This is a genomic window from Streptomyces sp. NPDC002669, from assembly GCF_042889165.1.
Lineage (GTDB): Bacteria > Actinomycetota > Actinomycetes > Streptomycetales > Streptomycetaceae > Streptomyces.
Map to the genome: position 1 here is coordinate 1 of NZ_JBIAQQ010000033.1, position 23,675 is coordinate 23,675.

The window sequence follows — 23,675 nt, forward strand, 5'->3', positions numbered from 1 at the left end:
GGGGGGGTTCGGGGGTGGCCGCCGGGACTGGTGGGGGTGCTCCCCGGGGGCCCGCCCCCCCCCCCCCACCGTTCCGCCCGGGCCGTGGCGTCCCCTGCGCGCAGGGGTTCAGCGCTGGAGGGCGGCCAGCGTCGCGTCCAGATCGGTGGCCGCGCGCGGCACACGGTTGTACGGCAGCCGCGACAGGGCCGCCGCCATGCCGCAGGTGTTGGTCACGGCGGAGAACACCAGGCCGGAGCCGACGCCGGCGGAGATCCACCGCGCGGCCGGGAAACGCGCCCCGGCGAGCAGCCCGGCCACCACGAGCGAACCGGCGGCGAGCCGCACCTGGCGCTCCATCGGCCAGGTCGCGCGGGCCCCGGCGGGACGGTCGAGCGCACGGCCCTCGCGCTCCCAGGCCGAAGTGCCGCCGGACAGGGTCAGGGCATCGATGTCGGCCGCGGCGAGGATGTCCCAGGCCCGGGTGGAGCGCACACCGGAGGCACACACCATGAGCAGCGAGCCGCGGGCCGCGGCGGACTTCAGCGCGGGCACGGCCTCCGGGAGGCGGTCCAGCGGGATGTTCAGCGCGCCGGGGACGTGCCCGGAGGCGTACTCGCCCGGAGCCCGCACGTCGATGACGGTGAACTCCGCGAGGCGGGCCGCGGCCTGGGCGGGGGAGAGGGAAGCGGGGCTGGTCACGAGCAGTTTTTCCTTTCGTCCACCGGGGCTCGGGAGGGACGCGGTCCTTCCTTCCCCGGTCGGGCTAGAATACCCCTTGGGGTATCAGGAGGATGAAGTGGAACTTGACATGGCGGCCGACGAACTGAAGTCGGTCCTCAATCGCCTTCGCCGTGCGCAGGGCCAGCTCGCCGGAATCATCAAGATGATCGAGGAGGGCCGGGACTGCGAGGACGTGATCACGCAGATGGCGGCCGTGTCCCGGGCACTCGACCGGGCCGGGTTCGCGATCATCGCGACGGGGCTGCAGCACTGCATGGCCGACGGTGCTCACGGCCCCGAGGACCGTGAGCAGATGCGGTCCAGACTGGAGAAGCTCTTTCTCTCCCTGGCCTGATCGGGCTCCGGCCGGTGCGGTCATGGGCCGACCCGCCCCGGCCGGTGAGGTCGGGGCGGGTCGGTGTGGCCGGCTCGTGACTCATGCCACGGAGTCGATGAGCATGAACACGGCCACGGCCAGCAGTACCGCGCCGAAGATCCGTTGCAGGGCGGCCGTGGACACTTTCGCGGCGAGCCGCTTCCCGTCCCAGGCGCCGAGCACCGCCGCCGCCGTGAACGGGGCGATCGTCGCCCAGTGCAGCGCGGTGGGCGTGGCGAGCCGGGTGGCCAGCGCGGCCACGGAGTTCACCGTGATGACCAGCAGGCTGGTGCCGACCGCCGAGGCCATCGGAACGGCGACCACGGTGACCAGCGCGGGCACCACGAGGAACCCGCCTCCCACGCCGAGGAAGCCGGTCACCGCGCCGAGCCCGGCCCCCGTCCCCGCGACCCGTCCGGCGGGCGCGGGAGCCGCACCCTCCCCGGCCTTTGCCGGTTCGGCCCGCGGGCGGAGCATCCGGGTCGCGGCGACCACCGCGAGCACGGCGAACCCCGCGGTCAGCACCCCGGACGGGATCCGCATCGACAGGGCCCCGGTGACCGCGGCCGGAACGATCCCGGCCGCCGCGAAGAGCCCTCCCGTGCGCCAGCGGACCCGGCCCTCCCGGGCGTGGGCGACCAGTGCGGTGAGGGAGGTCACGATGACGATGAGCAGCCCGGCGGTGGTGGCCTCGGCCGGGGTGAAACCGAGCAGGTAGATCAGCGCGGGAACGGCGAGCACACTTCCGCCGCCGCCCAGCCCGCCGAGCGCCAGCCCGACCACCGCCCCGGCGACCAGGGCCACTATGAGCGCGGTCATGAGACGCGGCCCGCCGCCCCGCACCGGTCGTGCGCGGACGGGTTCCCGCCGGGCGCCCGGAAGGCCGGCCGCCCGTCATCCGGATGGCGGCGGTCGCCGGGGCCCGCTGTCTCGACGGGGTCGACGAAGAACACGACACGGCTCCTTCTGTGGTGCTTTACCCCGGGGGGTATCTCTGCTCCAGATTAACATCAATACCCCGGGGGGTATCCATGGCCTCGGTGAGACGTGCGCTACGCCGGGGGGCGCCGACGGAACGCGGCGCAGGCCGGATCACGGACGGCCGGTCTGGGGACAGGGCGGAGCGGCCCACCTCCATGCCCACGAACCGGCGGCGCGCCCTCGCCGTGGTCGCGCACCCCGACGACGTGATCGAGTACGGCCTCCGGCGACGGTGGAGCGGGTTGCCGCGGCGATGGCCGCGCTGGGGTCGTATGGCGGGAGGGTGCTGCGGAGGGCTGCGCGTGGGAGACGGCCCGGCTCGGTGGTCCGGATGCGTACCGGGTGCGGATGGTCAACGCGTTGCTCGGCGCGGTCGGGCCGAACTGGGGCTGCCCGACTTCGCCTCGCACGGCCTCGCCACGCTCCGCACCGGCACCATGATCGGATCGCCGTGCCCGACCGAGGTCATGAAGCGGGCCGTCGCCGAGATGCACATGACGGAAACGGCCATCATCCACGGGATGACCGAGGTCTCGCCGGTGTCCACCCGGACCCGGCGCGACGACGGCCTGGCACGGCGGCGGACCGGCACCGTCGGACGGGGCTGCCGCACCTGGAGATCAAGGCCGTCGCCCCGTCGATCCGTCGACCGGGGTCACCCTGCCGCGCGGCGAGATCGCGGACGTGCGGGCCTTCGGATTCCCCGGCGAACGCCACGGCGAAAAGGCCCTTGCCCGCGTCGTCCCGCGCGACCCGGCCGACACACCGACGGACCGCCACCCACTGCCGGGGTCCCTGGCGCACCACAAGGTGCCGCGCCGGCTGGAGCTCATGACGCCCTTCCCGCTCACCGCCGGCGGCAAGGTCCGCAAGGTCGAACTGCGCGAGTGGCAAGGGAGTTGACGAGTCTCTCGGCGGCGAGCCCTTCATCGGTGAGCCCTCGTGGCGTGACTCGGCTGTAGTGCCTTGCTCGAACAGGGCCGTTGAGTCAGGATACGGGCCGGGGGAAGCATGGCACGGGGGAGTGCGCACCGGATTGCCGGTGCGTGCCGTTACGGGCGCGGCGAACCCGCCCTGTCCGCAAACGGCCCCAGTGAGGCGAGTACATCCCATGCATCCAGTTGCCAGAACCCTCCAAGTCCTCTTCATGATCGCTGGCTTGGGCCTGCTCCTCTACGGTTTCGTCGAGGAGGACGAGGAGAAGGCCAGGAAGGAACACAGTCTGGAGTGGATCTGCGGGCCCGACGGCGGCTCCAAGACCACGCAGCGGTGTTCGAGCGACGGCCCGGACAACTACACCTGGTCCAACGGCGCGGAGAACACCGGCATCACTATCTCCCTCGCCGGTGTCGGCCTGTTGGTCGCCTCCGCCTCCGTGGCCATCGGCGCCGGCCGCACCCCTGCTGCCCCGCCAGCCGCGACCGCCGCCACCCCGGGCTACGGCGGCCAGCCCCCGTACCCCCCGAACAACCAGGGCTACTGAGACGGGACGGGACGACCTCCGCCCCCGGCCGGGGCTCGGCTCACGTGGCACCGCGCTTCATGCACACGCGCGGCCGACGACCGAGGCCGGGGGCCGCTTCCGCGGCGAGGATCTCCCGCAGCCCGTCGGTGAGGTCCGCCCCGGCGAGCGCACGGAAGCCCGGGCGCGCGTAGTACGGGGCGTTCCAGGACACCTCCGCGAACGTGGTCGGGCCCGACGGCCCGACCACCTTCGCGAGACGACCGACCAGGGCGCGCCCCACCCGCTCGCACAAGGCGGCCCCGGCGCGGCAGCCGCGTTGCAACCTCTCGCAGGGACGATGAGGAACCAGGACGCAGGCCCGGCAGACCGCCTCGCCATCTGGTTGAGACCCCTCGTAGAGGCGTGCTCATCACCCCTGTGAGGGGCCGCGATCCATAGTCCAGCGAGCGTGTGGCAGCCGCGGGATTTCTGTCTTCGTCGTCCTTGGGCGGGGGCGCAACTCGCACCGTGGGTCGCAGGCGTAGGACCAGGTCGGGAGGCCCTTGTCGTCATCGTTCCTACGAGGGTCGCAACGCGAACGGCATGCCGAGAGGTTGCTTGGTGCCCGCGTGTCCTCGTCGTTCCCAGGAGGACATCTGTACGTACTTACCCAAGGGCGACGCATACCTCCGCGCGAAGTGGCGTGACGTCTGCTCGGCCGACCGGGCCGTGCGGCGGTACGTGGAGTTCGCGTACGTCCTCTGGTTCGGCCCTCCGTCTGCTGCGGCGTCGACGCCGAGGTACTGATCCGACAAGCCCCGGCCCCCGGGCCGTCCGGGACGTCGGCGTATGTGCCCTCACCGTGCCGCTCGGCTCGACGGCAGCAGTCGCACCGGCTGGAACTGCGTCGCGGATCGCCGAGGTGGGGGTGGCCGGTCGGGGCTGAGCTCCGTGGGCGGGGTGGATCCCGTGGGTTGTTCCCATGGAGGCAAGCGACCGCTTAGTATGCGCCGGAGCAGTGGTAATGCCGACAGTGTTGTGGAGGCCCCTCATGCAGGCATGGCGAGTGCACCGAAACGGCGAGCCGAGCGAGGTGATGAGACTGGAGGAGACCGACCGGCCCGCCCCCGGCGACGGTCAGGTGCTCATCGAGGTGCTCGCGGCGAACGTCAACTTCCCCGACGCGCTGCTCTGCCGAGGCCAGTACCAGGTACGTCCGCCGCTGCCCTTCACGCCCGGCGTGGAGGTCTGCGGCAGGACGCCGGACGGGCGACGGGTGCTCGCCACTCCCGCGCTGCCGGACGGCGGGTTCGCCGAGTACGTCGTCGCGGACGAGGCGGCTCTGTTGCCCGCGCCCGAGGCGCTGGACGACGCCGAGGCCGCCGCCCTGCACATCGGTTACCAGACCGGCTGGTTCGGCCTGCACCGCAGGGCGAACCTCCGGGCCGGCGAGACCCTCCTGGTCCACGCGGCGGCCGGTGGCGTCGGCAGTGCGGCCGTGCAGCTCGGCAAGGCCGCGGGCGCCACCGTCATCGGTGTCGTCGGCGGCGCGGAGAAGGCGAGGATCGCCGCGGACCTCGGCTGCGATCTGGTCGTCGACCGGCACACCCAGGACATCGTTGCCGCCGTCAAGGAGGCCACCGGCGGACGGGGCGCCGACGTGGTGTACGACCCGGTCGGCGGCGACGCGTACGCCAAGTCCGTCAAGTGCGTCGCCTTCGAGGGCCGGGTGGTCGTCGTCGGCTTCGCCAGCGGCGTCATCCCCACCCCGGCGCTGAATCACGCCCTGGTCAAGAACTACTCGGTCCTCGGCCTCCACTGGGGCCTGTACAACACCAAGGACCCGGCCGCGGTCCGTGCCTGCCACGACGAGCTGACCCGGCTCGCGGCACAGGGCACCGTCAAGCCGCTGATCAGCGAGCGGGTCGAGCTGGCCGGGGCCGCGAAGGCCGTCCAGCGCGTCGCCGACGGCACCAGCACCGGCCGGATCGTCGTCCTCCCGTCGGGAGCCGCCCGATGACCGCCCCCGACGCGGCCGGACTGCGCCGCCGCACCCGGGACCTGCTCGCCGCGCACCCGCCGGCCGCCACCGACCGCACCGACTTCCTCAAAGCCCGCTTCGACGCCGGACTCGCCTGGGTGCACTACCCGGTGGGCCTCGGCGGCCTCGACGCGCCGCGCTCGCTGCAGTCCGTCGTGGACGCCGAACTCGCCGCCGCGGGCGCCCCCGACAACGACCCGCGCCGGATCGGCATCGGCCTCGGCATGGCCGCCCCCACCATCCTCGGCTACGGCACCGAGGAGCAGAAGCGGCGCTTCCTGCGCCCGTTGTGGGTCGGCGAGGAGGTCTGGTGTCAGCTCTTCAGCGAACCGGGCGCGGGCTCCGACCTCGCGGCACTGGCCACCCGCGCCGTCCGCGACGGCGACGACTGGGTGGTCGACGGGCAGAAGGTCTGGACGTCCAGCGCCCACCTGGCCCGCTGGGCGATCCTCATCGCCCGCACCGACCCGGACCTGCCCAAGCACCGCGGCATCAGCTACTTCATCTGCGACATGACCGACCCCGGCGTCGAGGTCAGGCCGCTGCGCCAGATCACCGGCGAGGCCGAGTTCAACGAGGTCTTCCTGACCGGAGTGCGCATCCCGGACAGCAGGCGCCTCGGCCCCGTCGGAGAGGGCTGGAAGGTCGCGCAGACCACGCTGATGAACGAGCGGGTCTCCATCGGCGGTGCCTCCGTACCGCGCGAGGGCGGCATGATCGGCACGGTCGCCCGCACCTGGCGCGAACGCCCCGAACTGCGCACCCACGACCTCCACCAGCGCCTGCTGACCCTGTGGGTCGAGGCCGAGGTGGCCAGGCTCACCGGCCTCCGGCTGCGTCAGCAACTCGTCGCCGGACAGCCGGGGCCCGAGGGCTCCGGCATGAAGCTCTCCTTCGCCCGGCTCAACCAGGAGATCAGCGGGCTGGAGGTCGAACTCCTCGGCGACGAAGGGCTGCTGTACGGCGACTGGACCATGCGCCGGCCGGAGCTGGTCGACTTCACCGGACGCGACGCCGGTTACCGCTACCTCCGCTCCAAGGGCAACTCCATCGAGGGAGGAACCAGCGAGGTGCTGCTCAACATCGTCGCCGAGCGCGTCCTCGGCCTGCCCGCCGAGCCGCGCAACGACAAGGACGTCGCCTGGAAGGACCTGGCCCGATGACTGCGGCACCGACCGGGGGGACCCCGGCACCCGACCTGCTGTACTCCGAGACCGAGGAAGACCTGCGGGCGGCGGTGCGCGCGCTGCTCGCCGACCGGTGCGACGCGCCGACGGTCCTCGGCCGCGTCGAGTCCGACACACCGTACGATCCCCGTCTCTGGCAGGGCCTCGCCGCCGACATCGGAACCGCCGGGCTGCTGGTGCCGGAACGGCTGGGCGGACAGGGCGCGACCCATCGCGAGGCCGCGGTGGTCCTGGAGGAACTGGGCCGCAGCGTCGCCCCCGTGCCGTATCTGACCAGCGCGGTCGTGGCCACCGAGACGCTCCTCGCGCTGGACGCGCAGGACGGGCCCGCCGCCGCGCTCCTGGGCGATCTCGCCGCGGGCCGCCGGGTCGCGGTCCTCGCCATGCCGTTCTCCGCCGCGCGGCCCGATGCCGCGCGACCGGTCGGTGTGGCGGACGACACGCTGGAGGGCACGGTGACGGGCGTCGCCGACGCGCCCGCCGCCGATGTGCTGCTGGTCCCCACGACCGACGGCCTGTACGCGGTGGGGACCGGCACCGGGGGAGTGGCGGTCGAGCCGCTCGTACCGCTCGACCTCACCCGCCCGCTCGCCACCGTGACCCTCGCCTCGGCGGCCGGAACCCGCCTGGCGGACGGCGCGTCCGCGGTACGGGCCGTGGAGCGCGGGCTGCTGGCGGGCGCCGGGCTGCTCGCCTCCGAACAGCTCGGCCTCGCCGAGTGGTGCCTGACCGAGACCGTCCGGCACACCCGCGAACGGCACCAGTTCAACCGGCCCGTCGGCTCGTTCCAGGCCCTCAAGCACCGCATGGCGCAGCTCTGGCTGGAGATCGTGTCGGCCCGCGCCGCCGCGCGCAACGCCGCGGACGCCCTCGCGACCGGCAGCCCCGACACGCCGCTGGCGGTGGCCGTCGCGCAGGCGTACTGCTCGAAGGTCGCCGTGCGCGCCGCGGAGGAGTGCGTCCAGCTGCACGGCGGCATCGGCATGACCTGGGAACACCCCGCGCACCTGTACCTCAAGCGCGCCAAGGCCGACTCGATCGCGTACGGCAGCGCCGGACACCACCGGGAGACCGTCGCCGAACTCATGGAACTGCCCGCGCCGTAACGGACAGGAAGGAATCACCCGCAGGGGCGGGGGACTTGGGGCGGAGGTGCGTGAAGGCGCGCCTCCGCTTCCTTGCTCCGCCGCCGGGCGGGGTACCGGGCACCCCTTTGCCTGCTGTTTAATTGCGAATGCTTCGCAATAATATTTGATCTTCAATAAGGGGTGCAGGGTATGAAGGCCCGATCGATACGGGGAGCGGCCGCCGGGGCACTGGCGACCGTACTGCTGTCGACCGCGACGGCCTGTTCGCAACCGGGAGGCCCGGACGGCGGCGGCTCCGGATCGGGCGCGGGGGACTCGGCGGTGGTCGGCATCGCCTACGAGCCCGACAGCCTCAGCCCGCTGCTCGGCTACGGCAAGGACGGCAACTCCAAGATCTTCGACGGGCTGCTCACCCTCGACGCCGGCATGAAGCTGCGGCCCGCGCTCGCCACCGCCCTGCCCGAGGTGAGCGACGACGGGCTGACGTACACCTACCGGCTCCGCAAGGGGGTGAAGTTCAGCGACGGCAAGCCGTTCGGCGCGAAGGACGTGGTCTTCACCTACCGGACCATCCTCGACGAGAAGACCAACAACGCCTCCCGCACCGAACTCGACGCGGTGAAGAGCGTCGAGGCGGCCGGCGACGACACCGTCGTCTTCACCCTCAAGTACCCCTACGCGCCCTTCGCCCAGCGCACCGTCCTGCCCATCGCGCCCGAACACGTCGCGGGCAGGCAGGACGTCAACACCGGCGCCTTCACCACCCACCCCATAGGCACCGGACCGTACCTGCTCACCAAGTGGTCCAAGGGCGAGAAGATCTCCTTCGAAGCCAACCCCGACTACTGGGGCGGCGCGCCGAAGGTGAAGAAGTTCACCATGGCGATCATCAAGGACGACGACGTACGCGCCACCCGGCTGCGCTCCGGCGAGCTCGACGGCGCGATCCTGCCGCCCAACCTGGCCAAGGGCTTCGCCCGCGACAGCGGCACCCGGACGTACGCCGCCACGACGTACGACTACCGCACCGTGACCCTGCCCACCCACAACGAGGTCACCGGCGACATCGCCGTCCGGCGCGCCCTCGACGTCGCCGTCGACCGGAAGGCCATGGTCGACTCCCTCCTCAACGGCGAGGGCAGGCCCGCCTACGGCCCCGTCCCCACCGACAGCACGTGGTTCACCAAGGGCACCGAACGCCCCCATGACCTCGCCGCCGCGAAGAAGATCCTCGACGACGCCGGATGGAAGCCCGGCAAGGACGGCATCCGTACCAGGGACGGAGTGCGCGCCGCCTTCCCGCTCTGGTACCTCACCGGCGACAAGCTGCGCCAGGACCACGCGCTCGCCTACGCCTCCGACGCCAAGAAGGCCGGCATCGACATCACCACCCAGGCCGGGACCTGGGAGGTCATCGAGCCCCGGATGAAGCAGGACGCGGTCCTCGCGGGCGGCGGATCGCCCGCCGACCCCGACTTCGACCAGTACACGCTGCTGAAGTCCTCGCTCGCGGGCGACGGCTTCAACAACATGGCGTGGTACGACAACGAGACCGTGGACCGGGCCCTCGAAGCGGGCCGCAGAAGCGGTGACGACGCCGAGCGCAAGGCCGCCTACGACACCGTCCAGCGCGAACTGGTGAAGAACCCCGGCTACACCTTCCTCACCCACATCGACCACCTCTACGTCGTGAAGGACCGCTTCGGCCCCCTCACCACCCAGGTCGAACCGCACGACCACGGACTGGCCTCCGGCCCGTGGTGGAACGTCGAGGACTGGACGCCGAAGAAGTGAAGCACCGCCTCCCCTGGGGGCCGATGGGCAGGATGGCGGGACGGCGGGCCCTGCTCGCCGTCCCCGTCCTGGCCGCCGTGACGTTCGGCGTCTTCGCCGTCGCCGCCGCCTCCCCCTTCGACCCGGTCAAGGCGTACGCGGGCACCGCCGGCCTCACCGCCTCGCAGGAGAACCTCGACCAGCTGCGGGCCAACCTCGGCGTCGACCAGCCACTCGTCAGCCGCTGGTGGAACTGGCTGACCTCCGCACTCGGCGGCGACCTCGGCGACTCCGCCGTGATGCGCCAGCCGGTCGCCGACGTCATCGGCGAACGCCTGGGCTGGTCCGTACTGCTCGCCGCGACCGCCTTCGCCGTCGCCGTGCTCCTCGGCACGGTCCTCGGCGTGCTGGCCGCCCGCCGGCCCGGCCGCCTGCTCGACCGGTGCGTCAGCGCCGCCGCGTACACCCTCGAAGCCGCCCCGGCCTTCTGGCTCGGACTGCTCGCCATCTGGCTCTTCGCCCTGGAACTCGACGTGCTCCCGGCCGGCGGCCTCACCGACGCGGCCAGCGACACCGTCACCCCCGGGCAGGTCGCCACCCATCTGGTGCTCCCCGCCGCCGTGCTCGGGATCTCCCAGCTGCCGTGGTTCTTCCTCTACGTGCGCCAGGGCGTCGCGGACGCGCTCGACGAGGATCCGGTGCGCGGTGCCCGCGCCCGCGGGCTGAGCGAGCGCACGGTACTGCTCGGCCACGCCCTGCGCTCCGGAATGCTGCCGATGCTCACCCTCATCGGCTCCCGCGTCCCCGAACTCATCACCGGCGCCCTGCTCGTCGAGACGGTCTTCAGCTGGCCCGGCATCGCCGCCGCCACCGTGCAGGCCGCCACCTCCGTCGACTTCCCGCTGCTCGCCGCGCTCACGGTGCTCGCCACCGTGGCCGTCGTGCTCGGCAACCTGCTCTCCGATCTGCTGTACGCGATCGCCGACCCGAGGGTGGGCTTCGATGGCTGACACCGCCCCGGCCTCCGCACGCCGGACCACCCGCCGGACCACCCGCCGCATCAGGGTGGCCGCTTCCGCCGGGATCGTCGGCGCGGTACTGCTCGCGGTCCTCCTGGTGCCGCCGCTGGTCCAGCTCGACCAACAGGCCGTCGATCTCTCCGCCAAGCTCCGGCCCCCGTCCTGGGAGCACCCGTTCGGCACCGACGACGTCGGCCGCGACCTGCTGCTGCGCTGCGTCTACGGGCTGAGGGTCTCGCTGCTCGTCGGTGTCGTCGCGGGGCTCACCGCCACCGTCATCGGCACCGCGGTCGGCGCGCTGGCAGCGGCGTTCGGCGGCTGGACCGACCGCGTCGTCATGCGCCTCGTGGACACCTTCTCGTCCGTGCCGCATCTGCTGCTGGGCATCTTCATCGTGGCGATGTTCCGGCCCGGCGTCGGCCCGGTGATCGTGTCCGTCGCCCTCACCCACTGGCTCTCGACCGCCAGGATCGTCCGTGCCGAGGTGCTGTCGCTGCGCTCCCGCCCGTTCATCGACGCGGCGATCTCCGGCGGCGCCTCGCGCGGCCGGGTCGTCGTCCGCCACCTGCTGCCCGCCGTGCTCCCGCAGGCCGGCCTCGCCGCGGTGCTCATGGTGCCGCACGCCATGTGGCACGAGTCCGCGCTGTCCTTCCTGGGACTCGGGCTGCCCACCCATCAGGCGAGCCTGGGCAACCTCGTGCAGACGGCCCGCGGTTCGCTGCTCGCGGGGGACTGGTGGCCGACGCTCTTCCCCGGCCTGTTCCTGATCGTCCCCACCCTCGCGCTGGCGGGCCTCGCCGGAGCCTGGCGGGAGCGGATCAACCCGCGCCGCCGATCGGAGCTGATGCTGTGACGACCCCCTCCCGCCCGCGGACACCGGTGCTCTCCGTCCGCGGCCTCTCCGTGCGCTTCCGGATGCGCGGCGGGCGGCACATCGCCGCCGTCGACGACGCGCGCTTCGACCTCGCGGCCGGGGAGTGCCTGGCCCTGGTCGGCGAGAGCGGCTGCGGCAAGTCCGTACTGGCCTCCGCCCTGCTGGGACTGCTCCCCGGCAACGCGCGGACCTCGGGCTCGGCGCTGCTCGGCGACGGCACCGAACTCGTCGCCGCCGACGAACGGACCCTCGCCCGCACGGTACGGGGCCGCCGCATCGGACTCGTCCCGCAGAGCCCCGCCGCCCACCTCACCCCGGTCCGGACCGTGCGCGCCCAGATCGAGGAGACCCTGCGCGAACTGACCGGCACCCGCGGGCCCGGCCTGCGCCCGGCCGCCGAACGGGCCGCCGCCCGCGCCTCGTTCCCGGCCGGGCACCTCGACCGGTACCCGCACGAACTCTCCGGGGGCCTCGCCCAGCGGGCCGCGACCGCGCTCGCCCTGATCGGCGACGCGCCGCTGCTCCTCGCCGACGAACCCACCACCGGACTCGACCGCGACCTCGTCGAGCGGACCGTCGACGAACTGCGCCGCCACACCGACGGCGACCGGGCGCTCCTGCTCATCACCCACGACCTCGCGGCGGCCGAGCGGATCGCCGACCGGGTCGCCGTGATGTACGCGGGCCGCATCGTCGAACTCGCCGACGCCGCCCGGTTCTTCGGCGAGCCGGGGCCGCGCCACCCCTACGCGCGCGGCCTCCTGGACGCCCTGCCGGAGCGTGCCTTCGAACCGATCCCCGGCATGCCGCCGGAGCTCGGGGCGCTTCCCGAGGGGTGCGCGTTCGCGGCCCGCTGCGGCCGCGCCGACGACCGGTGCGCCGTACGGCCCCCGTTCGACGGTGCTCTGGCCTGCCACCACGGTGTGCGGGTGGACGAGAAGGAGCCGGAACGTGCTTGAACTCACCCGCGTCACCGCCGGATACGACCCCCGCGACCCCGTCCTCCGCGAGGCGTCGCTGAGCATCGCGGTGGGGGAGGCGGTCGGACTGCTGGGCCCGAGCGGCTGCGGCAAGTCCACCCTGGCGAGGGTCGCCGCACTGCTGCACCGCCCGTACGCGGGCACGGTCGTGCTCGACGGCGAACCGGTACGCGGCTGGCGGCACGCCGCCCCGCGCGCGCAGCGCACCGCCGTCGGCGTCGTCTTCCAGCAGCCCCGGCTCGCCGCCGACCCCCGGCTCACCCTGCGCGAGATCATCGCCCAGCCGCTGCGGGCCACCGGCCGTCGCGCGCAGGTGCCGGACCGGCTGGCCGAACTGGCGCCCTCCGTCGGCCTCACGGACGAGCTGCTCGGCCGCCGACCGCACGAGGTGAGCGACGGGCAGCTGCAACGCGCCTGTCTGGCGAGGGCGCTGGTGCTGCGGCCGCGCTGGCTGATCTGCGACGAGATGACCGCGATGCTCGACGCGTCGACGACCGCCGCGCTGGTGGCGGTCGTCGAGTCCTACCGGCGGGAGTCCGGGGCCGGACTGCTGGCCGTCGGCCACGACCGGGTGCTGCTGGAACGCTGGTGCGACCGCACGGTCGGCTGGCGGGAGTGCTTCGAGCCGGGCGTGCCGCAGGAGGCCGTGGGCCCCACCGGGTGACTCCGCGCCCTGACACGCGACCCGCCCGGCGAACGCCTTCCGGCCCCGTCGGCCGGGCGCACGGCCCCACCGAGCGCCTCGCCCCCCGGTGAGGCGCTGCGCGCCGTCCCCGTCGCCCCCGCCCGGAGCACGAGTCCGGCACGTTCCGCCGAGAAAACGGAGGGGCCGGAGGAACGGTGGTCGACGGGCGGGCAACGGATGGGGCAACTCTTGTGCGCGGCAGGCCCGTTGCGGTGATCACCGTCGCATACTCGGTCGCGTCCACCCGTCCGGCCCGTCCGTCGCCCCAGGGAGAACCCATGGCGTTCCCGACCCGCCGAAGCGTCGTCACCACCGCACTCGCCACCGCGGCCGCGAGCGCGGTACTGCCCTCGCCGCAGGCCGCCGCATCCGGGGCGACGCCCCCGGCCCCGTCCGCACACGCCTCCCGCACCCGGGCCCTGCGCAGGGCCCACGCGCACAACGACTACCTGCACCCGCGCCCGCTGCACGACGCGCTCGCGCACGGCTTCACCAGCGTCGAGGCCGACATCTTCCTCGTGGACGGCGAACTCCTGGTCGCCCATGAGCCCGCGGACCTCGACCCCGCCCGCACCCTCGCCTCCCTCTACCTCGACCCGCTGCTGGCCAGGGTCCGGGCCAACCACGGCACGGTCCACCCCGGCCACCACGAACCCGTGCAACTGCTGATCGACATCAAGACCGACGGGGTCGCGGCCTACCTCGAACTCGACCGGCAGCTCCGCGGCTACCGCCGGATGCTGACCTCGTACCACCACGGCCGGGTGCGTCCCGGAGCGGTCACGCCCGTCATATCCGGCGACCGCGCCGCCCGCGCCCCGATGGAGGCGCAGCGCACCCGCCACGCCTTCTACGACGGCCGGCCCGAGGACCTGGGGGGCGCGGCCGACGCCTCGTTCGTCCCGCTCATCAGCAGCAGCTGGAGCGACGGCTTCGACTGGATCGGAGCGGGCCCCTTCCCCGCGGCCGAGCGGGACAAACTGCGCACGCTCGTCGCCACGGCCCACCGCGAGGGCCGGCGTGTCCGTTTCTGGGCCACTCCCGACGCGCCGGGACCGGAGCGGGAGGCGGTCTGGGCGGAGCTGCTGGCCGCCGGGGTCGACCACCTCAACACCGATGATCTGACAGGTCTGGAGCGTTTCCTGCGCACCCACGACCGGGGCGGCCGCGCGGGGTGACCCGCCCCGGCGGCACACCGGACGCGCCGCCCCGGGCGTGACGTTCAGTCAACACCCGGATGGCGGACACGCCGGTGGTCCGGACGGCTGCTCCGCTGCGCCACACTGGCGGCCGAATGCCGCATTCCGGCGCGGCGGAGGAGGTTGGCCATGGCCATTTCGATCTCACTGGTGCTGCTACTGCTGATCCTCGCGGTGATCTTTCTCCGCAACGGCGGGTTGAAGATCTCGCATGCGCTGGTCTGCGCCCTGCTCGGGTTCTTCCTCGCGAGCACGAGCATGGCGCCGGCCATCCAGGACAGCCTGGCGGCCACGGCCGACGTCGTCAGCAGTCTCAAGCCCTGAGCGGCCAGGGCCCCGGGCCGGGCGACGGCCCGGCGCCCTGCGCCGACCGGACGGGAGGCCCCGGGGCGGGACCTCACCGATCCGGCCTGATCCCAGGCCCTAGGGGCTGTCCGTCATCCGTGCCAGGGCCACGCCGCCGACGATCAGGGCGGCTGCGGCCAGCCGTCCCGGGCTCACCGGATCGTGATGGACGAGGACGCCCAGGGTGATGGCCCCGATCGCCCCGATGCCGGTGAACACCGCGTACGCCGTGCCGACGGGCAGTCCCTCCATGGACCGGGCGAGCAGGTACACCGCACCGATCATGAGCAGGGCGCACACCAGGGTCGGCAGCGGCCGGGTGAAGCCCTGGGTCGGCTTGATGCTCTGCGACCAGGCGACCTCGACCAGCCCGGCCAGGACCAGCAGCAGCCAGCTCATCGCGGACCTCCGCCCAGTTCTCGGGCGGCCGCCAGGGCGGTCGCGCGCGACTCGTCGTGCTGGGCGCGGCGCGCGGCGAGCGCGGGATCGATCCGGGAGTTCACGAGTTCGGTCGCCAGGAAGACCGGGTCGTCGATCGCGAAGTGCCCCGACAGGAAGTCCCGCAGGTAGCGCTCCTGGTGGTCGTACGGTTCGCGCGGGGTGCCCGGTCCGTAGGCCCCGCCCCGGGCGGAGGCGATCACGAAGCGGCGTCCCGCCAGCGACATCCGGGGGAACGTCACCTGGTCGATCCACGCCTTCAGGGAGGCGGGGACGGAGAAGTTGTACATCGGGGTCGAGATCAGCACGACGTCGGCGGCGACCAGTTCGGCCAGCAGTGGCCGCAGGACCTCCCAGGCCCGCGCCTGGGCCGGGGTGCGCACCGCCTCCTCGTACCGGCCGATGTCGGTGATGCCGTGCCGCAGGACGTGGTCGCAGAGCTCGGTCCATGCCTCGTCGATCTGCGGCACCGGATCGGTGCGCAGGTCGCGGAGCACGTACGTGCCGTCGGGATGCGCGGCCCGCCAGGCATCGGCGAAGGCGTCGCCGAGCTCGCGGCTGTGGGAGTCGCGCCGGGCGCTGGCGGCGATGTGCAGCAGTACGGACATGGGTACCCCCTGGGAAGCTTCAAGTGGACACTGTGTCCGCTTGTCTCGGCCAGGGTAACCGGACATCGTGTCCGCTTATTCCTGTACGGTGGGATCCATGGAACGCGCGGACGCGGCAAGGAATCGTGCCAAGGTGCTCGCCGCGGCCAACCGGCTCTTCGCCGCGGGGGATCCGCGCAAGGTGACGATGGACGCCATCGCCCGTGAGGCCGGCGTGGGGCGGGGCACGCTCTACCGGCGGTACCCCGACATCCCGTCCATCGCCACGGCGCTCCTCGACGAGCACGAGCGCTCGCTCCAGGAGAAGTTGCTGGGCGGGGAGCCGCCCCTGGGGCCGGGGGCCCCGCCCCCGCAGCGGCTGGCCGCTTTCTACGCCGCGATGACCGATCTGCTGGAGCAGCACGTCCATCTCACCCTGGGCGCCGAGTCCGGTTCCGCGCGGTTCGCCACCGGGGCGTACGGCTTCTGGCACGCGCATGTCCGCATGCTCGTCAAGGAGGCGGGGGTGGCGGGCCCCGACGCCCTCGTCGACATCCTGCTGGCCCCCCTGGCGCCCGAGCTCTTCGCGTACCAGCGAGGCCGGGGCCGCGGCGTCGAGGAGATCAAGTCGGCCCTGCGCACGCTCGCGCAGCGGACGCTCGCCGGGTAGGCGGTAGGGGTGCGGCCGGGCGCGATCGCACCCGGCCGCACCCGTCGGTCACTGTTTCCAGCTCGCGGGCTGGCCGGGGTCGAGTGTGCGCCAGTGGGCGAGGACCTCGGGGTCCTGGGCGTCGAGCCAGTCGGTCAGCTCGCGGAAGGAGACGCAGCGGACCTCCTTGCGGGGGCATACCTCGCGCATCGTGTCCTCGACGGCGTCCATGTAGATCCCCCCGTTCCAGTCCTCGAAGTGGTTCCCGATGAACATCGGCGCGCGGCTCCCGTGGAACACCCGCTCGAAGCCCGCGATGTACGAGTCGCGGGCCTCCTTGCGCCATGCCCGGTACTTCGACGGGTCGCCCTCGGTGCTGCCCTTCGACTGGTTGTAGAGGAAGTTGAAGTCCATGGACAGCACCTGGAAGTCCTTGCCGGGGAACGGCAGCATCTGCAACGGCAGGTCCCAGATCCCGTTCTTCTTCGACGGCCAGATCTGGAAGTCCCCCGGGGAGCTCGCGTCGTAGCGCCAGCCGAAGGGCTTGAGGGCGGACAGCAGGGTCTTCTGGCCCTCCAGACAGGGGGCCCGGCCGCCGACGACCTCCCGGGTGGGGTCGAACGGCAGCGGATCGAGGTCGGTGAAGCCGGTGTTCGTCTTCCAGTTCTGGACGAAGGAGTAGAACTGGCTGATCTCGCTGGTCCATTCGTTCTTGTTCCAGTCCCCACCGCCCTTCTTCTCGCAGAAGTGGCCGTTGAAGTGGGACCCGATCTCGTTCCCCTCCCGCCAGGCGCCGCCGAGCTGCTCCAGCGTCGTGCGGATGTGCTCGCGCGTCGGGTACGAGATCGCGGCGGCCCCGGTCTCGTGCCGGGGCGGCCGGTAGAGGTTCCGCTTCTCCTTCGGGAGCAGGTAGATGCCGGTGAGGAAGAACGTCATGTGCGCGTTGCTCTCCTTCGCCACGCGGCGGAAGCGCGAGAACATGTGGTCGTCGCCCTCCAGCGCGCCGTCCCAGGAGAACACCACGAACTGGGGCGGGCGTTCGCCCGGCTTCAGCCGCTTCGCCTTCAGCCGGCCCGGCTGCGGTCCGGTGTAGGAGGTGGAGCCGTCCCCCAGGATCCTGACCTTGCCGTCCCACTTCTCGTCCTGCTCCTCCTTCTTGGCGTCGCGGACGTCCCGGCTGGTGGGGGTCGGCGCGGCGACGGTGCGGGTGTCCCGTTCCGGGTTCCGGTCGTCCCCGTCGTCGTCGGACAGCAGCGGGACGAGGGCCGCGGAACCCGCCACCACGAGGCAGACGGCGATTCCCAGGGCGACGCGGGGGGTGAGACGGTCCCGTTTGCGGCGGGAGGCGGATTTCGCTCTGGCTCTTGTCACTTCGTCATGGCTTCCGTGTAGGTTTTCCAGATCCGGGCCGGGAAGTCCCGGTCGCCCGCCGAGGCACCGCCCAGCCCCTTGAGCGGCAGGGGCGCGAGGCTCCGGTTCAGGTCCATGCGGTACACGACGACGGCGGTGGCCGCGTCCCGGGTGTACCCGACGCGCCAGCGCGCGGTGTCGTCCCCGGTGGTGCCGTTCTTGACCGCGACCGGTCCGGCGGCGACGCCGTTCCTCCCGCCGTCGGCCCGGGTGAGTGCCGAGGTGACCTCGTCGGCGACGTCGGACCGGACGGCGCGCCTGGGCTGCGGCAGATCGAGCCGGACCTTCGTGCCGTTGCGGGTGACCCTGCGGACCGAGTACGGGTCGGTGTGCAGGCCGTGGGCCGCGAACGTGCCGTACGCGCCGGCCATGCGGATGGCGCTGGGGGTCGAGTTGCCCATTGCGAACGCCGGAACGGGCGGGCCGAAGCTCGACGCGAGCAGCCCCGAAGCCTCCGCGGTGCTGCGGACCTGCTTCAGGCCGGTGTCCATGCCGAGCTGGAGGAAGGGGGAGTTCACGGATTTGGCCATGGCGTCGTGCAGACTGATGCGGCCGTAGGAGCGGTCGCCGTCGTTCTCGCCCTTGACCGTCTTCCCGCTGCGGTCCCAGTAGGGGCCCTCGGGGGTCGTGACCGGGATGGCGTTGTCGCCGTCGTACACCGTCGACGGGGTGATGGTGGTGCGCGGACCGTTGCGCTCGCGCGTGATTCCGTGCTGGAGGCCGGCGGCGTAGACGAACGGGGTGAAGGCCGAACCGGCCGGGACGGTGCTCGCGTTGGACTCGTTGAAGGCCTGGCGCTCGAAGTCGGGCCCGCCGTACACGGCGAGGATGCGGCCGTCCGGGGCGACGGAGGCGGCCCCGAACCGGGCGTGCCGGTCCTCCTTGCGCCGCTTCGGGTCGAGCGCGTCGCGCGCCTCGCGCACGGACCGGGCCAGCGCGGCCGTCCGGGGCTTCTCGAACGTCGTGTAGATCTGGTAGCCGCCGAGGTCGAAGCGCGCGTCGGAGATGTGTCCGGCCCGTTTGGCGTACGACTCGGCGAGCTGGACGAGGTAGCCGTTCTGCCCGTTCGTGCCGCTGAGCCCGTGCGGCGGCTTCGGGTCGGGGAAGGTGGTGTACTTCGCGCGTTCGGCCCGGCTCAGCCTGCCGATCTCCACCATGCGGTCCAGGGTCCACCGCCACCGCTCGACGGCCCGTGCGCGGTTGCGGGGGTTGACCGCCGGATCGTAGAGCGAGGCCCCCTTGAGCAGGGAGGCGAGGAACGCACCCTCGCTGGCGTTCAGTTGGGTGACTTCCTTGCCGTAGTACGCCTGCGCGGCACGCTGGAGACCGTAGGTGCCGCGGCCGAACCAGCTGGTGTTCAGGTACTCCTGGAGGATCTTGTCCTTGCTCATGTTGCGGTCCAGCTTGACCGCCAGCAGCATCTCGGTGAACTTCCGCGAGAAGGAGCGGTCCTGCGTCAGATAGACGTTCTTGACGTACTGCTGGGTGATGGTGGAGCCGCCCTGGGTGTCCCCGTCGCCGAGCGTGCGCCACAGCGCGCGGGTGAGTCCTTGGGCCGATATGCCGTGGTCGGAGTAGAAGTTCGCGTTCTCCGCCGCGAGCACGGCCCACCGCACGTGGTCGGGGATCTTCGACAGGGGCATCTCCTGGCGGCTCACCCAGCCGGTGCGGGCCATGGGGGTTCCGTCGGCCCAGTAGTAGACGGTGTCCTGCTGGGTGGCGAACGAGTTGAGGTCCTCGGGGATCTCCGTACGCGCGTAGGCGATGCCCACCACGGTCACCAGCGTCGCGGCGAAGGTCAGTAACGAACCCAGGGCCAGCCGCCACGAGGGCACCCAGCGCCGCCAGCCGTGACGGCCCGCACGTGGGTAGTCCGGCCTGCGCACCAGGCGGCCGCGCGGACGCCTCGCCTGCTTGCGGCGCCCCGTTCCCGGGGCCAGTGCCGCCCGCGCGGCCCCTCTCGTCCTGCCCCACATGTTCTGCTGCGTCATTCCGTCCAGCCATGGCAGTCCGGGCCCGTAGCGCGTCGCGACGGTGCCTGTGCACGTGCAGTGGTCGTGTGTTTCGCCCCCGTGACTCCGCCACAGCAAAGGCCAAAGCATGACCGAGAGTTGCGTCGCGAAGTCACGTAAAGATAACAGGCCCTCGGGAGAGGAGATGCGTGGTGCCGTGTTCCCGCCGTCGGCGACGGGCCCGCGCGGCTTTCGCGCGTCCTCGGCGGCGGCGGAACGCCATGGCGCTCGAACCGGCCAATTCGGTGACCCGTCCCGCCGCCCCCCTGCGGGAGAACCGTCCTGCGCCGGTGTTCGCGCCGGGCCCCGGACGATCCGGCGAGTTCTGCTGATGTGGCGTCAAGCCAGCTTCTGGCCAAGAGCGTTGAGGTGTGCGAACGGTGCCGTGGTGGCACCGGGAACCTCGCGCATAAGGTCTGGAACGCGCAGCGAGCCCGGCCGGCCGGTTCATCGGAATGGTCAACGACGCCCCGTACAGGGAGAAGCAGTGTCACGTGTCGAACCCGTCCTGGCGCGGGCCCTTTTCCGGACCCCCTTACTCCGCCTGGACGTCGCCCACCGGGGCCGCGTGCGACGTCTGGGTCTGAAACTCGAATCGCGCGGCCCCACCGGATCGGTGAAGGACCGCAGCGCCGTCGGACTGCTGCGGGCGCTGCACGACGAACGACCGCTCACCCCGGGCACGGTGGTGGTGGAATCCACCTCCGGCAACCTCGGCCTGGCCCTGGCCCGGATGCTGCCCGGCCTCGGCTGCGACTTCCTCGCGGTGGTCGACCCGAAGACCCCGCACACCACCCGCCGCATGCTCACCGACCGGGGCGCCCGGGTCCTCGTCGTCGACGAACCCGACGGCCGGGGCGGCTACCTGCTCAGCCGCCTGCGCCGGGTGCGCGAACTGTGCGCGGACAACCCCGGATACCGCTGGCCCGACCAGTACGAGAACTGGGCCGCCCCCGACATCCACCGCCGCGTCACGGGACCCGAACTCACCGGACAGGCCGGAGCGGACCTCGGCGCCGTCTACGTACCGGTCTCCACCGGCGGCACCCTCGCCGGCATCGGCGCGCACCTGCGCGAGCACCGTCCCGACGTCGCCGCGGTCGCCGTGGACGTACGCGGCTCACTGGCCGTCGCGGGCAGCGCGGGACGCCGCCTGATACCGGGCATCGGGGCCAGCCGGCCGTCCGCCTTCCTGACCGCGCCGCACAGCTACGACCGCGCCGTGCACGTCGACGACATCGAGGCGATCGCCGTCTGCCGGATCCTCGTCGAGGACGTGGGGCTCGCCCTCGGCGGCTCCAGCGGCTGCGCCGTGCGCGCCATGCTGACCGACCGGGAGGACGACGGCCCCGACGACCGGCTCTCGGTGTGCCTGGCCGCCGACGGCGGCGGCAAGTACCGCGACACCCTCTACTCCGACGACTGGGCGACAGAACAGGGCGTGGCCAAGGAGATCACCTCCGCTGTGGAACACCTGCGCAGTGAAGGTCTCTTCTTCGACCGAAAGCACCAGGAGCACTGAACATGGGCACCAGCACCACCCTCGACCGACGGCGGACGGACCACGGCCACCGGCAGTACCTGCCGCTGGTGCAGGGCGCCACGCTGATCGAGTGGACCGGAACGGGACTGTTCCTCGCCGTCTCGACCATCTACTTCGTCAAGGTCGCCCACATCGGCACCTCGGCCGTCGGCACCGGACTCACCATCGGCGGTGCCGTCGCCGTCGCCACCGCCGTGCCCGTCGCCCGGCTGGCCGGACGCTTCGGACCGAAGCCGGTGCTGATCGGTGTGATGCTGCTGCGCGCCCTGGCCACCGTCGGCTACCTGTGGGTCGACGGCTGGTGGAGCTTCCTCCTCGTGGTCGCCGTCGTCGCCGTCACCGAACAGTCCTCGCCCCCGCTGGTGCAGGCGTACGTCGGCGCGCGGACCCCGCAGAACCTGCGCGCGAAGGTGATGGCCGTCCAGCGCACCGTCGTCAACCTCGGCATCAGCCTGGGCGGACTCATCGCCGGGGTCGCCCTGGGCTCCGGCGCCCCCGGGGCCTTCCGGCCGCTGCTGATCGGCGGCGCGCTCGCCTATGTGCTGGTGGCCGCTGTGTACGCCACCGCACGGAGCGAGGAGGCCGGGGAGATCACCCATAGCACCGGGGTGGCGGCGCTGCTGAAGGACCGGCGCCTGCTGGGCTTCACCGCGTACAACGCACTGGTGTCGCTCTGGATGCCGGTGCTCAACGTGGCCTTCCCGCTCTGGCTCGTCACCGAGACGGACGTGCCGGAGCGCTACGTCGGCATCCTCTACGCCGTCAACACCGTGCTGTGCATCGCCCTCCAGTACCCGCTCAACCGCTGCTACGGCACACCGCGCCGGGCCTGGCTCTCGTACGCGGCCGCGGCACTGCTGCTCGGCGGCGGCGCCCTGGCCTTCGCCGCCGCGCCCGGCCTCGCGACCCGGGAGGCGCTGCTGGTGCTCGCCGCCGCCGTGGTCCTGCTGACGTTCGCCGAACTGCTCCAGGTCGGCGCCTCCTGGACCCTCTCCTTCGACCTGGCGCCGGAAGAGGCGCGCAGCGCGTACCTGGTGCTGTTCAACACCAGCCGCACCGTGGCCAACCGGGTCGCCGGCCCGGTGCTGATGACCGGGGTCGTCCTCGCCCTGGGCACGGCCGGCTGGATCGCGCTCGCCCTGGTGCTGCTGCTCGGCGCGCTCGTCCCCTTCGTGATGCTCCGGGAGCCGCACGGCACCGGCCACTGACCATCCCCGCACCACCCCGACCGCCCCTCTCGCCAAGGAGTTCCGCCCGCCATGGACTTCGAGCACTACCCCGACAGCCACTTCCGCTACCTGACCCGCGCGGACGTCATCGAGGCCGCCCGCGACGTGGACATCGTGGAGGCGGTGGCCCAGGCGCTCCGGCTGCACGCCGCCGGACAGACGGTCCTCCCCGAGGAGGCCTACCTCGGCTGGACCACCCCGCAGGGCGACTCGGCCAGACTGCTGGCCATGCCCGGCGCCCTGACCGGGGAGGGGCGGCCCCCGGTCGTCGGGATGAAGACGATCAACGCCTCGATCGGCAACCCGGAACGCGGAATGCCCCGCGCCCAGGGCTTCACCCTGCTTCTCGACCCCGAGACCGCCCGCCCCCTCGCCCTGATGGAGGCCGCCTACATCAGCGCGATGCGCACCGCCGCGGTCACCGCGCTCGCCGTGCGCCACCTCGCGGTGGAACGCCCGCAGCGGCTGGCGCTCCTGGGCTGCGGCGCGCTCGCCCAGGCGCACGCGGCACTGCTGCTGCGCACCGTGCCCACCCTGCGCCGCATCACGCTGTACGACGTGGCGCCCGACCGCGCGAAGTCCGCCGCCCACCGCATCGCCTCGCTGCCCGGCGCGGCGGACGTCGAGACGGTGGTCGCCGACGGCCCGCGGGAGGCGGTACGGGACGCCGAGGTCGTCGTACCCGTCACCACCGTGACCCGGGGCTACATCGAACCGGACTGGCTGCGGCCCGGCACGCTCGTCTGCCACGTCTCGCTGGACGACCTCACCGAGGCGGCGGTGCTCGCGGCCGGCACGGTGCTCGTCGACGACTGGAGCCTGGTCCGGGACGACCCGCGCCGGCTGCTCGGCCGGATGCACCGGGCGGGCACCCTGCTCGGCCCCGACGGCACCCCCAGGGAAGGAGTCACCGCCCGCCCCGGGGCCCGCCGCGTCGACGGAACACTCGGCGACGTGCTCACCGGAGGACACCCGGGCCGCCGCGACCCGGACGAGATCGTGATCAGCAACCCGTTCGGGATGTCGGTCCTGGACGTCGCCGTGGCCGACCGCATCCACGCCCACGCCGAAGCCGCCGGTCTCGGCGCCCGGCTCACGCTCTGAGGGGGAACC

At 72.6% G+C, this 23,675-nt stretch carries 23 protein-coding genes and 1 pseudogene; 17 read left to right on the forward strand and 7 right to left on the reverse strand.

What is annotated here, in order from left to right:
* Positions 1-108: 108 nt before the first annotated feature.
* Entirely contained in the window at positions 109-681 is a 573-nt protein-coding gene (locus ACFYW1_RS33680) for a rhodanese-like domain-containing protein (protein ID WP_389001992.1), read from the reverse strand.
* Between the two features lie 97 nt (positions 682-778).
* Between ACFYW1_RS33680 and ACFYW1_RS33685 the strand changes: the two genes are divergently transcribed.
* Complete coding sequence (locus ACFYW1_RS33685; protein WP_389001995.1) at positions 779-1,057, forward strand: metal-sensitive transcriptional regulator; 279 nt, start codon at positions 779-781, stop codon at positions 1,055-1,057.
* Between the two features lie 81 nt (positions 1,058-1,138).
* Here ACFYW1_RS33685 and ACFYW1_RS33690 read toward each other — a convergent pair whose 3' ends face one another.
* A complete protein-coding gene (locus tag ACFYW1_RS33690; protein WP_389001998.1) occupies positions 1,139-1,897 on the reverse strand; it encodes a sulfite exporter TauE/SafE family protein in 759 nt (252 codons plus the stop codon).
* 539 nt (positions 1,898-2,436) lie between these two features.
* On the opposite strand from ACFYW1_RS33690, the pseudogene ACFYW1_RS33695 reads away from it, so the two are divergent.
* Together ACFYW1_RS33695 and ACFYW1_RS33700 are read left to right on the forward strand one after the other, a co-directional pair.
* Positions 2,437-2,962, forward strand: a pseudogene (locus tag ACFYW1_RS33695) (AMP-binding protein); the annotation flags it as partial.
* Positions 2,963-3,206: 244 nt separating this feature from the next.
* Positions 3,207-3,542, forward strand: coding sequence for a hypothetical protein (locus ACFYW1_RS33700; protein WP_389002001.1), 336 nt, complete (start codon positions 3,207-3,209; stop codon positions 3,540-3,542).
* A 40-nt stretch (positions 3,543-3,582) separates the two neighbouring features.
* Here ACFYW1_RS33700 and ACFYW1_RS33705 read toward each other — a convergent pair whose 3' ends face one another.
* Entirely contained in the window at positions 3,583-3,735 is a 153-nt protein-coding gene (locus ACFYW1_RS33705; protein ID WP_389002004.1) for a hypothetical protein, read from the reverse strand.
* 819 nt (positions 3,736-4,554) lie between these two features.
* Here ACFYW1_RS33705 and ACFYW1_RS33710 point away from each other — a divergent pair.
* From ACFYW1_RS33710 to ACFYW1_RS33755, 10 genes are all read left to right on the forward strand, one after another.
* Positions 4,555-5,523 (forward strand): NADPH:quinone oxidoreductase family protein, encoded by a 969-nt coding sequence (locus tag ACFYW1_RS33710; RefSeq protein ID WP_389002007.1) that lies wholly within the window; start codon positions 4,555-4,557, stop codon positions 5,521-5,523.
* On the forward strand, positions 5,520-6,707 hold the full coding sequence (locus tag ACFYW1_RS33715) for an acyl-CoA dehydrogenase family protein (protein ID WP_389002010.1): 1,188 nt from the start codon (positions 5,520-5,522) through the stop codon (positions 6,705-6,707). The genes ACFYW1_RS33710 and ACFYW1_RS33715 overlap by 4 nt, the downstream gene beginning before the upstream one ends.
* Positions 6,704-7,837 carry an acyl-CoA dehydrogenase family protein gene (locus tag ACFYW1_RS33720; protein ID WP_389002013.1) on the forward strand — a complete coding sequence of 378 codons (1,134 nt, stop codon included), beginning with the start codon at positions 6,704-6,706 and terminating at the stop codon, positions 7,835-7,837. Before ACFYW1_RS33715 ends, ACFYW1_RS33720 begins: the two co-directional genes overlap by 4 nt.
* A 171-nt stretch (positions 7,838-8,008) precedes the next feature.
* Positions 8,009-9,613, forward strand: a complete 1,605-nt coding sequence (locus ACFYW1_RS33725; RefSeq protein WP_389002016.1) for an ABC transporter substrate-binding protein — start codon at positions 8,009-8,011, stop codon at positions 9,611-9,613.
* Between the two features lie 23 nt (positions 9,614-9,636).
* Complete coding sequence (locus ACFYW1_RS33730; protein WP_389002199.1) at positions 9,637-10,602, forward strand: ABC transporter permease; 966 nt, start codon at positions 9,637-9,639, stop codon at positions 10,600-10,602.
* A complete protein-coding gene (locus ACFYW1_RS33735) occupies positions 10,595-11,464 on the forward strand; it encodes an ABC transporter permease (protein WP_389002019.1) in 870 nt (289 codons plus the stop codon). Before ACFYW1_RS33730 ends, ACFYW1_RS33735 begins: the two co-directional genes overlap by 8 nt.
* A gap of 62 nt (positions 11,465-11,526) precedes the next feature.
* Positions 11,527-12,444 (forward strand): ABC transporter ATP-binding protein, encoded by a 918-nt coding sequence (locus tag ACFYW1_RS33740; RefSeq protein ID WP_389002202.1) that lies wholly within the window; start codon positions 11,527-11,529, stop codon positions 12,442-12,444.
* Positions 12,437-13,129, forward strand: coding sequence for an ABC transporter ATP-binding protein (locus ACFYW1_RS33745; RefSeq protein WP_389002022.1), 693 nt, complete (start codon positions 12,437-12,439; stop codon positions 13,127-13,129). The genes ACFYW1_RS33740 and ACFYW1_RS33745 overlap by 8 nt, the downstream gene beginning before the upstream one ends.
* A 299-nt stretch (positions 13,130-13,428) precedes the next feature.
* Positions 13,429-14,328 carry a phosphatidylinositol-specific phospholipase C/glycerophosphodiester phosphodiesterase family protein gene (locus ACFYW1_RS33750; protein ID WP_389002025.1) on the forward strand — a complete coding sequence of 300 codons (900 nt, stop codon included), beginning with the start codon at positions 13,429-13,431 and terminating at the stop codon, positions 14,326-14,328.
* Between the two features lie 150 nt (positions 14,329-14,478).
* Positions 14,479-14,673, forward strand: a complete 195-nt coding sequence (locus ACFYW1_RS33755; RefSeq protein ID WP_389002028.1) for a hypothetical protein — start codon at positions 14,479-14,481, stop codon at positions 14,671-14,673.
* Between the two features lie 99 nt (positions 14,674-14,772).
* On the opposite strand, the gene ACFYW1_RS33760 is transcribed toward ACFYW1_RS33755, so the two are convergent.
* On the reverse strand, positions 14,773-15,093 hold the full coding sequence (locus tag ACFYW1_RS33760; RefSeq protein WP_389002030.1) for a DMT family transporter: 321 nt from the start codon (positions 15,091-15,093) through the stop codon (positions 14,773-14,775).
* Positions 15,090-15,740 carry an FMN-dependent NADH-azoreductase gene (locus tag ACFYW1_RS33765; protein WP_389002033.1) on the reverse strand — a complete coding sequence of 217 codons (651 nt, stop codon included), beginning with the start codon at positions 15,738-15,740 and terminating at the stop codon, positions 15,090-15,092. Before ACFYW1_RS33765 ends, ACFYW1_RS33760 begins: the two co-directional genes overlap by 4 nt.
* 97 nt (positions 15,741-15,837) lie before the next feature.
* On the opposite strand from ACFYW1_RS33765, the gene ACFYW1_RS33770 reads away from it, so the two are divergent.
* The gene (locus tag ACFYW1_RS33770; protein ID WP_389002036.1) at positions 15,838-16,389 is read left to right on the forward strand and encodes a TetR/AcrR family transcriptional regulator; all 552 of its coding nucleotides are present in this window, start codon (positions 15,838-15,840) and stop codon (positions 16,387-16,389) included.
* 48 nt (positions 16,390-16,437) lie between these two features.
* On the opposite strand, the gene ACFYW1_RS33775 is transcribed toward ACFYW1_RS33770, so the two are convergent.
* Positions 16,438-17,739, reverse strand: a complete 1,302-nt coding sequence (locus ACFYW1_RS33775) for a hypothetical protein (protein ID WP_389002039.1) — start codon at positions 17,737-17,739, stop codon at positions 16,438-16,440.
* On the reverse strand, positions 17,736-19,769 hold the full coding sequence (locus ACFYW1_RS33780) for a transglycosylase domain-containing protein (protein WP_389002042.1): 2,034 nt from the start codon (positions 19,767-19,769) through the stop codon (positions 17,736-17,738). The genes ACFYW1_RS33775 and ACFYW1_RS33780 overlap by 4 nt, the downstream gene beginning before the upstream one ends.
* Positions 19,770-20,121: 352 nt before the next feature.
* Here ACFYW1_RS33780 and ACFYW1_RS33785 point away from each other — a divergent pair, with 352 nt between their 5' ends.
* The 3 genes from ACFYW1_RS33785 to ACFYW1_RS33795 are packed head-to-tail and all read left to right on the forward strand — an operon-like array spanning position 20,122 to position 23,666.
* Positions 20,122-21,312, forward strand: coding sequence for a pyridoxal-phosphate dependent enzyme (locus ACFYW1_RS33785; protein ID WP_389002045.1), 1,191 nt, complete (start codon positions 20,122-20,124; stop codon positions 21,310-21,312).
* Between the two features lie 2 nt (positions 21,313-21,314).
* Positions 21,315-22,541: an MFS transporter gene (locus ACFYW1_RS33790; RefSeq protein ID WP_389002048.1), complete on the forward strand. Its 1,227-nt coding sequence runs from the start codon at positions 21,315-21,317 to the stop codon at positions 22,539-22,541.
* A 51-nt stretch (positions 22,542-22,592) separates the two neighbouring features.
* The gene (locus ACFYW1_RS33795) at positions 22,593-23,666 is read left to right on the forward strand and encodes an ornithine cyclodeaminase family protein (protein WP_389002053.1); all 1,074 of its coding nucleotides are present in this window, start codon (positions 22,593-22,595) and stop codon (positions 23,664-23,666) included.
* Positions 23,667-23,675: the final 9 nt, after the last annotated feature.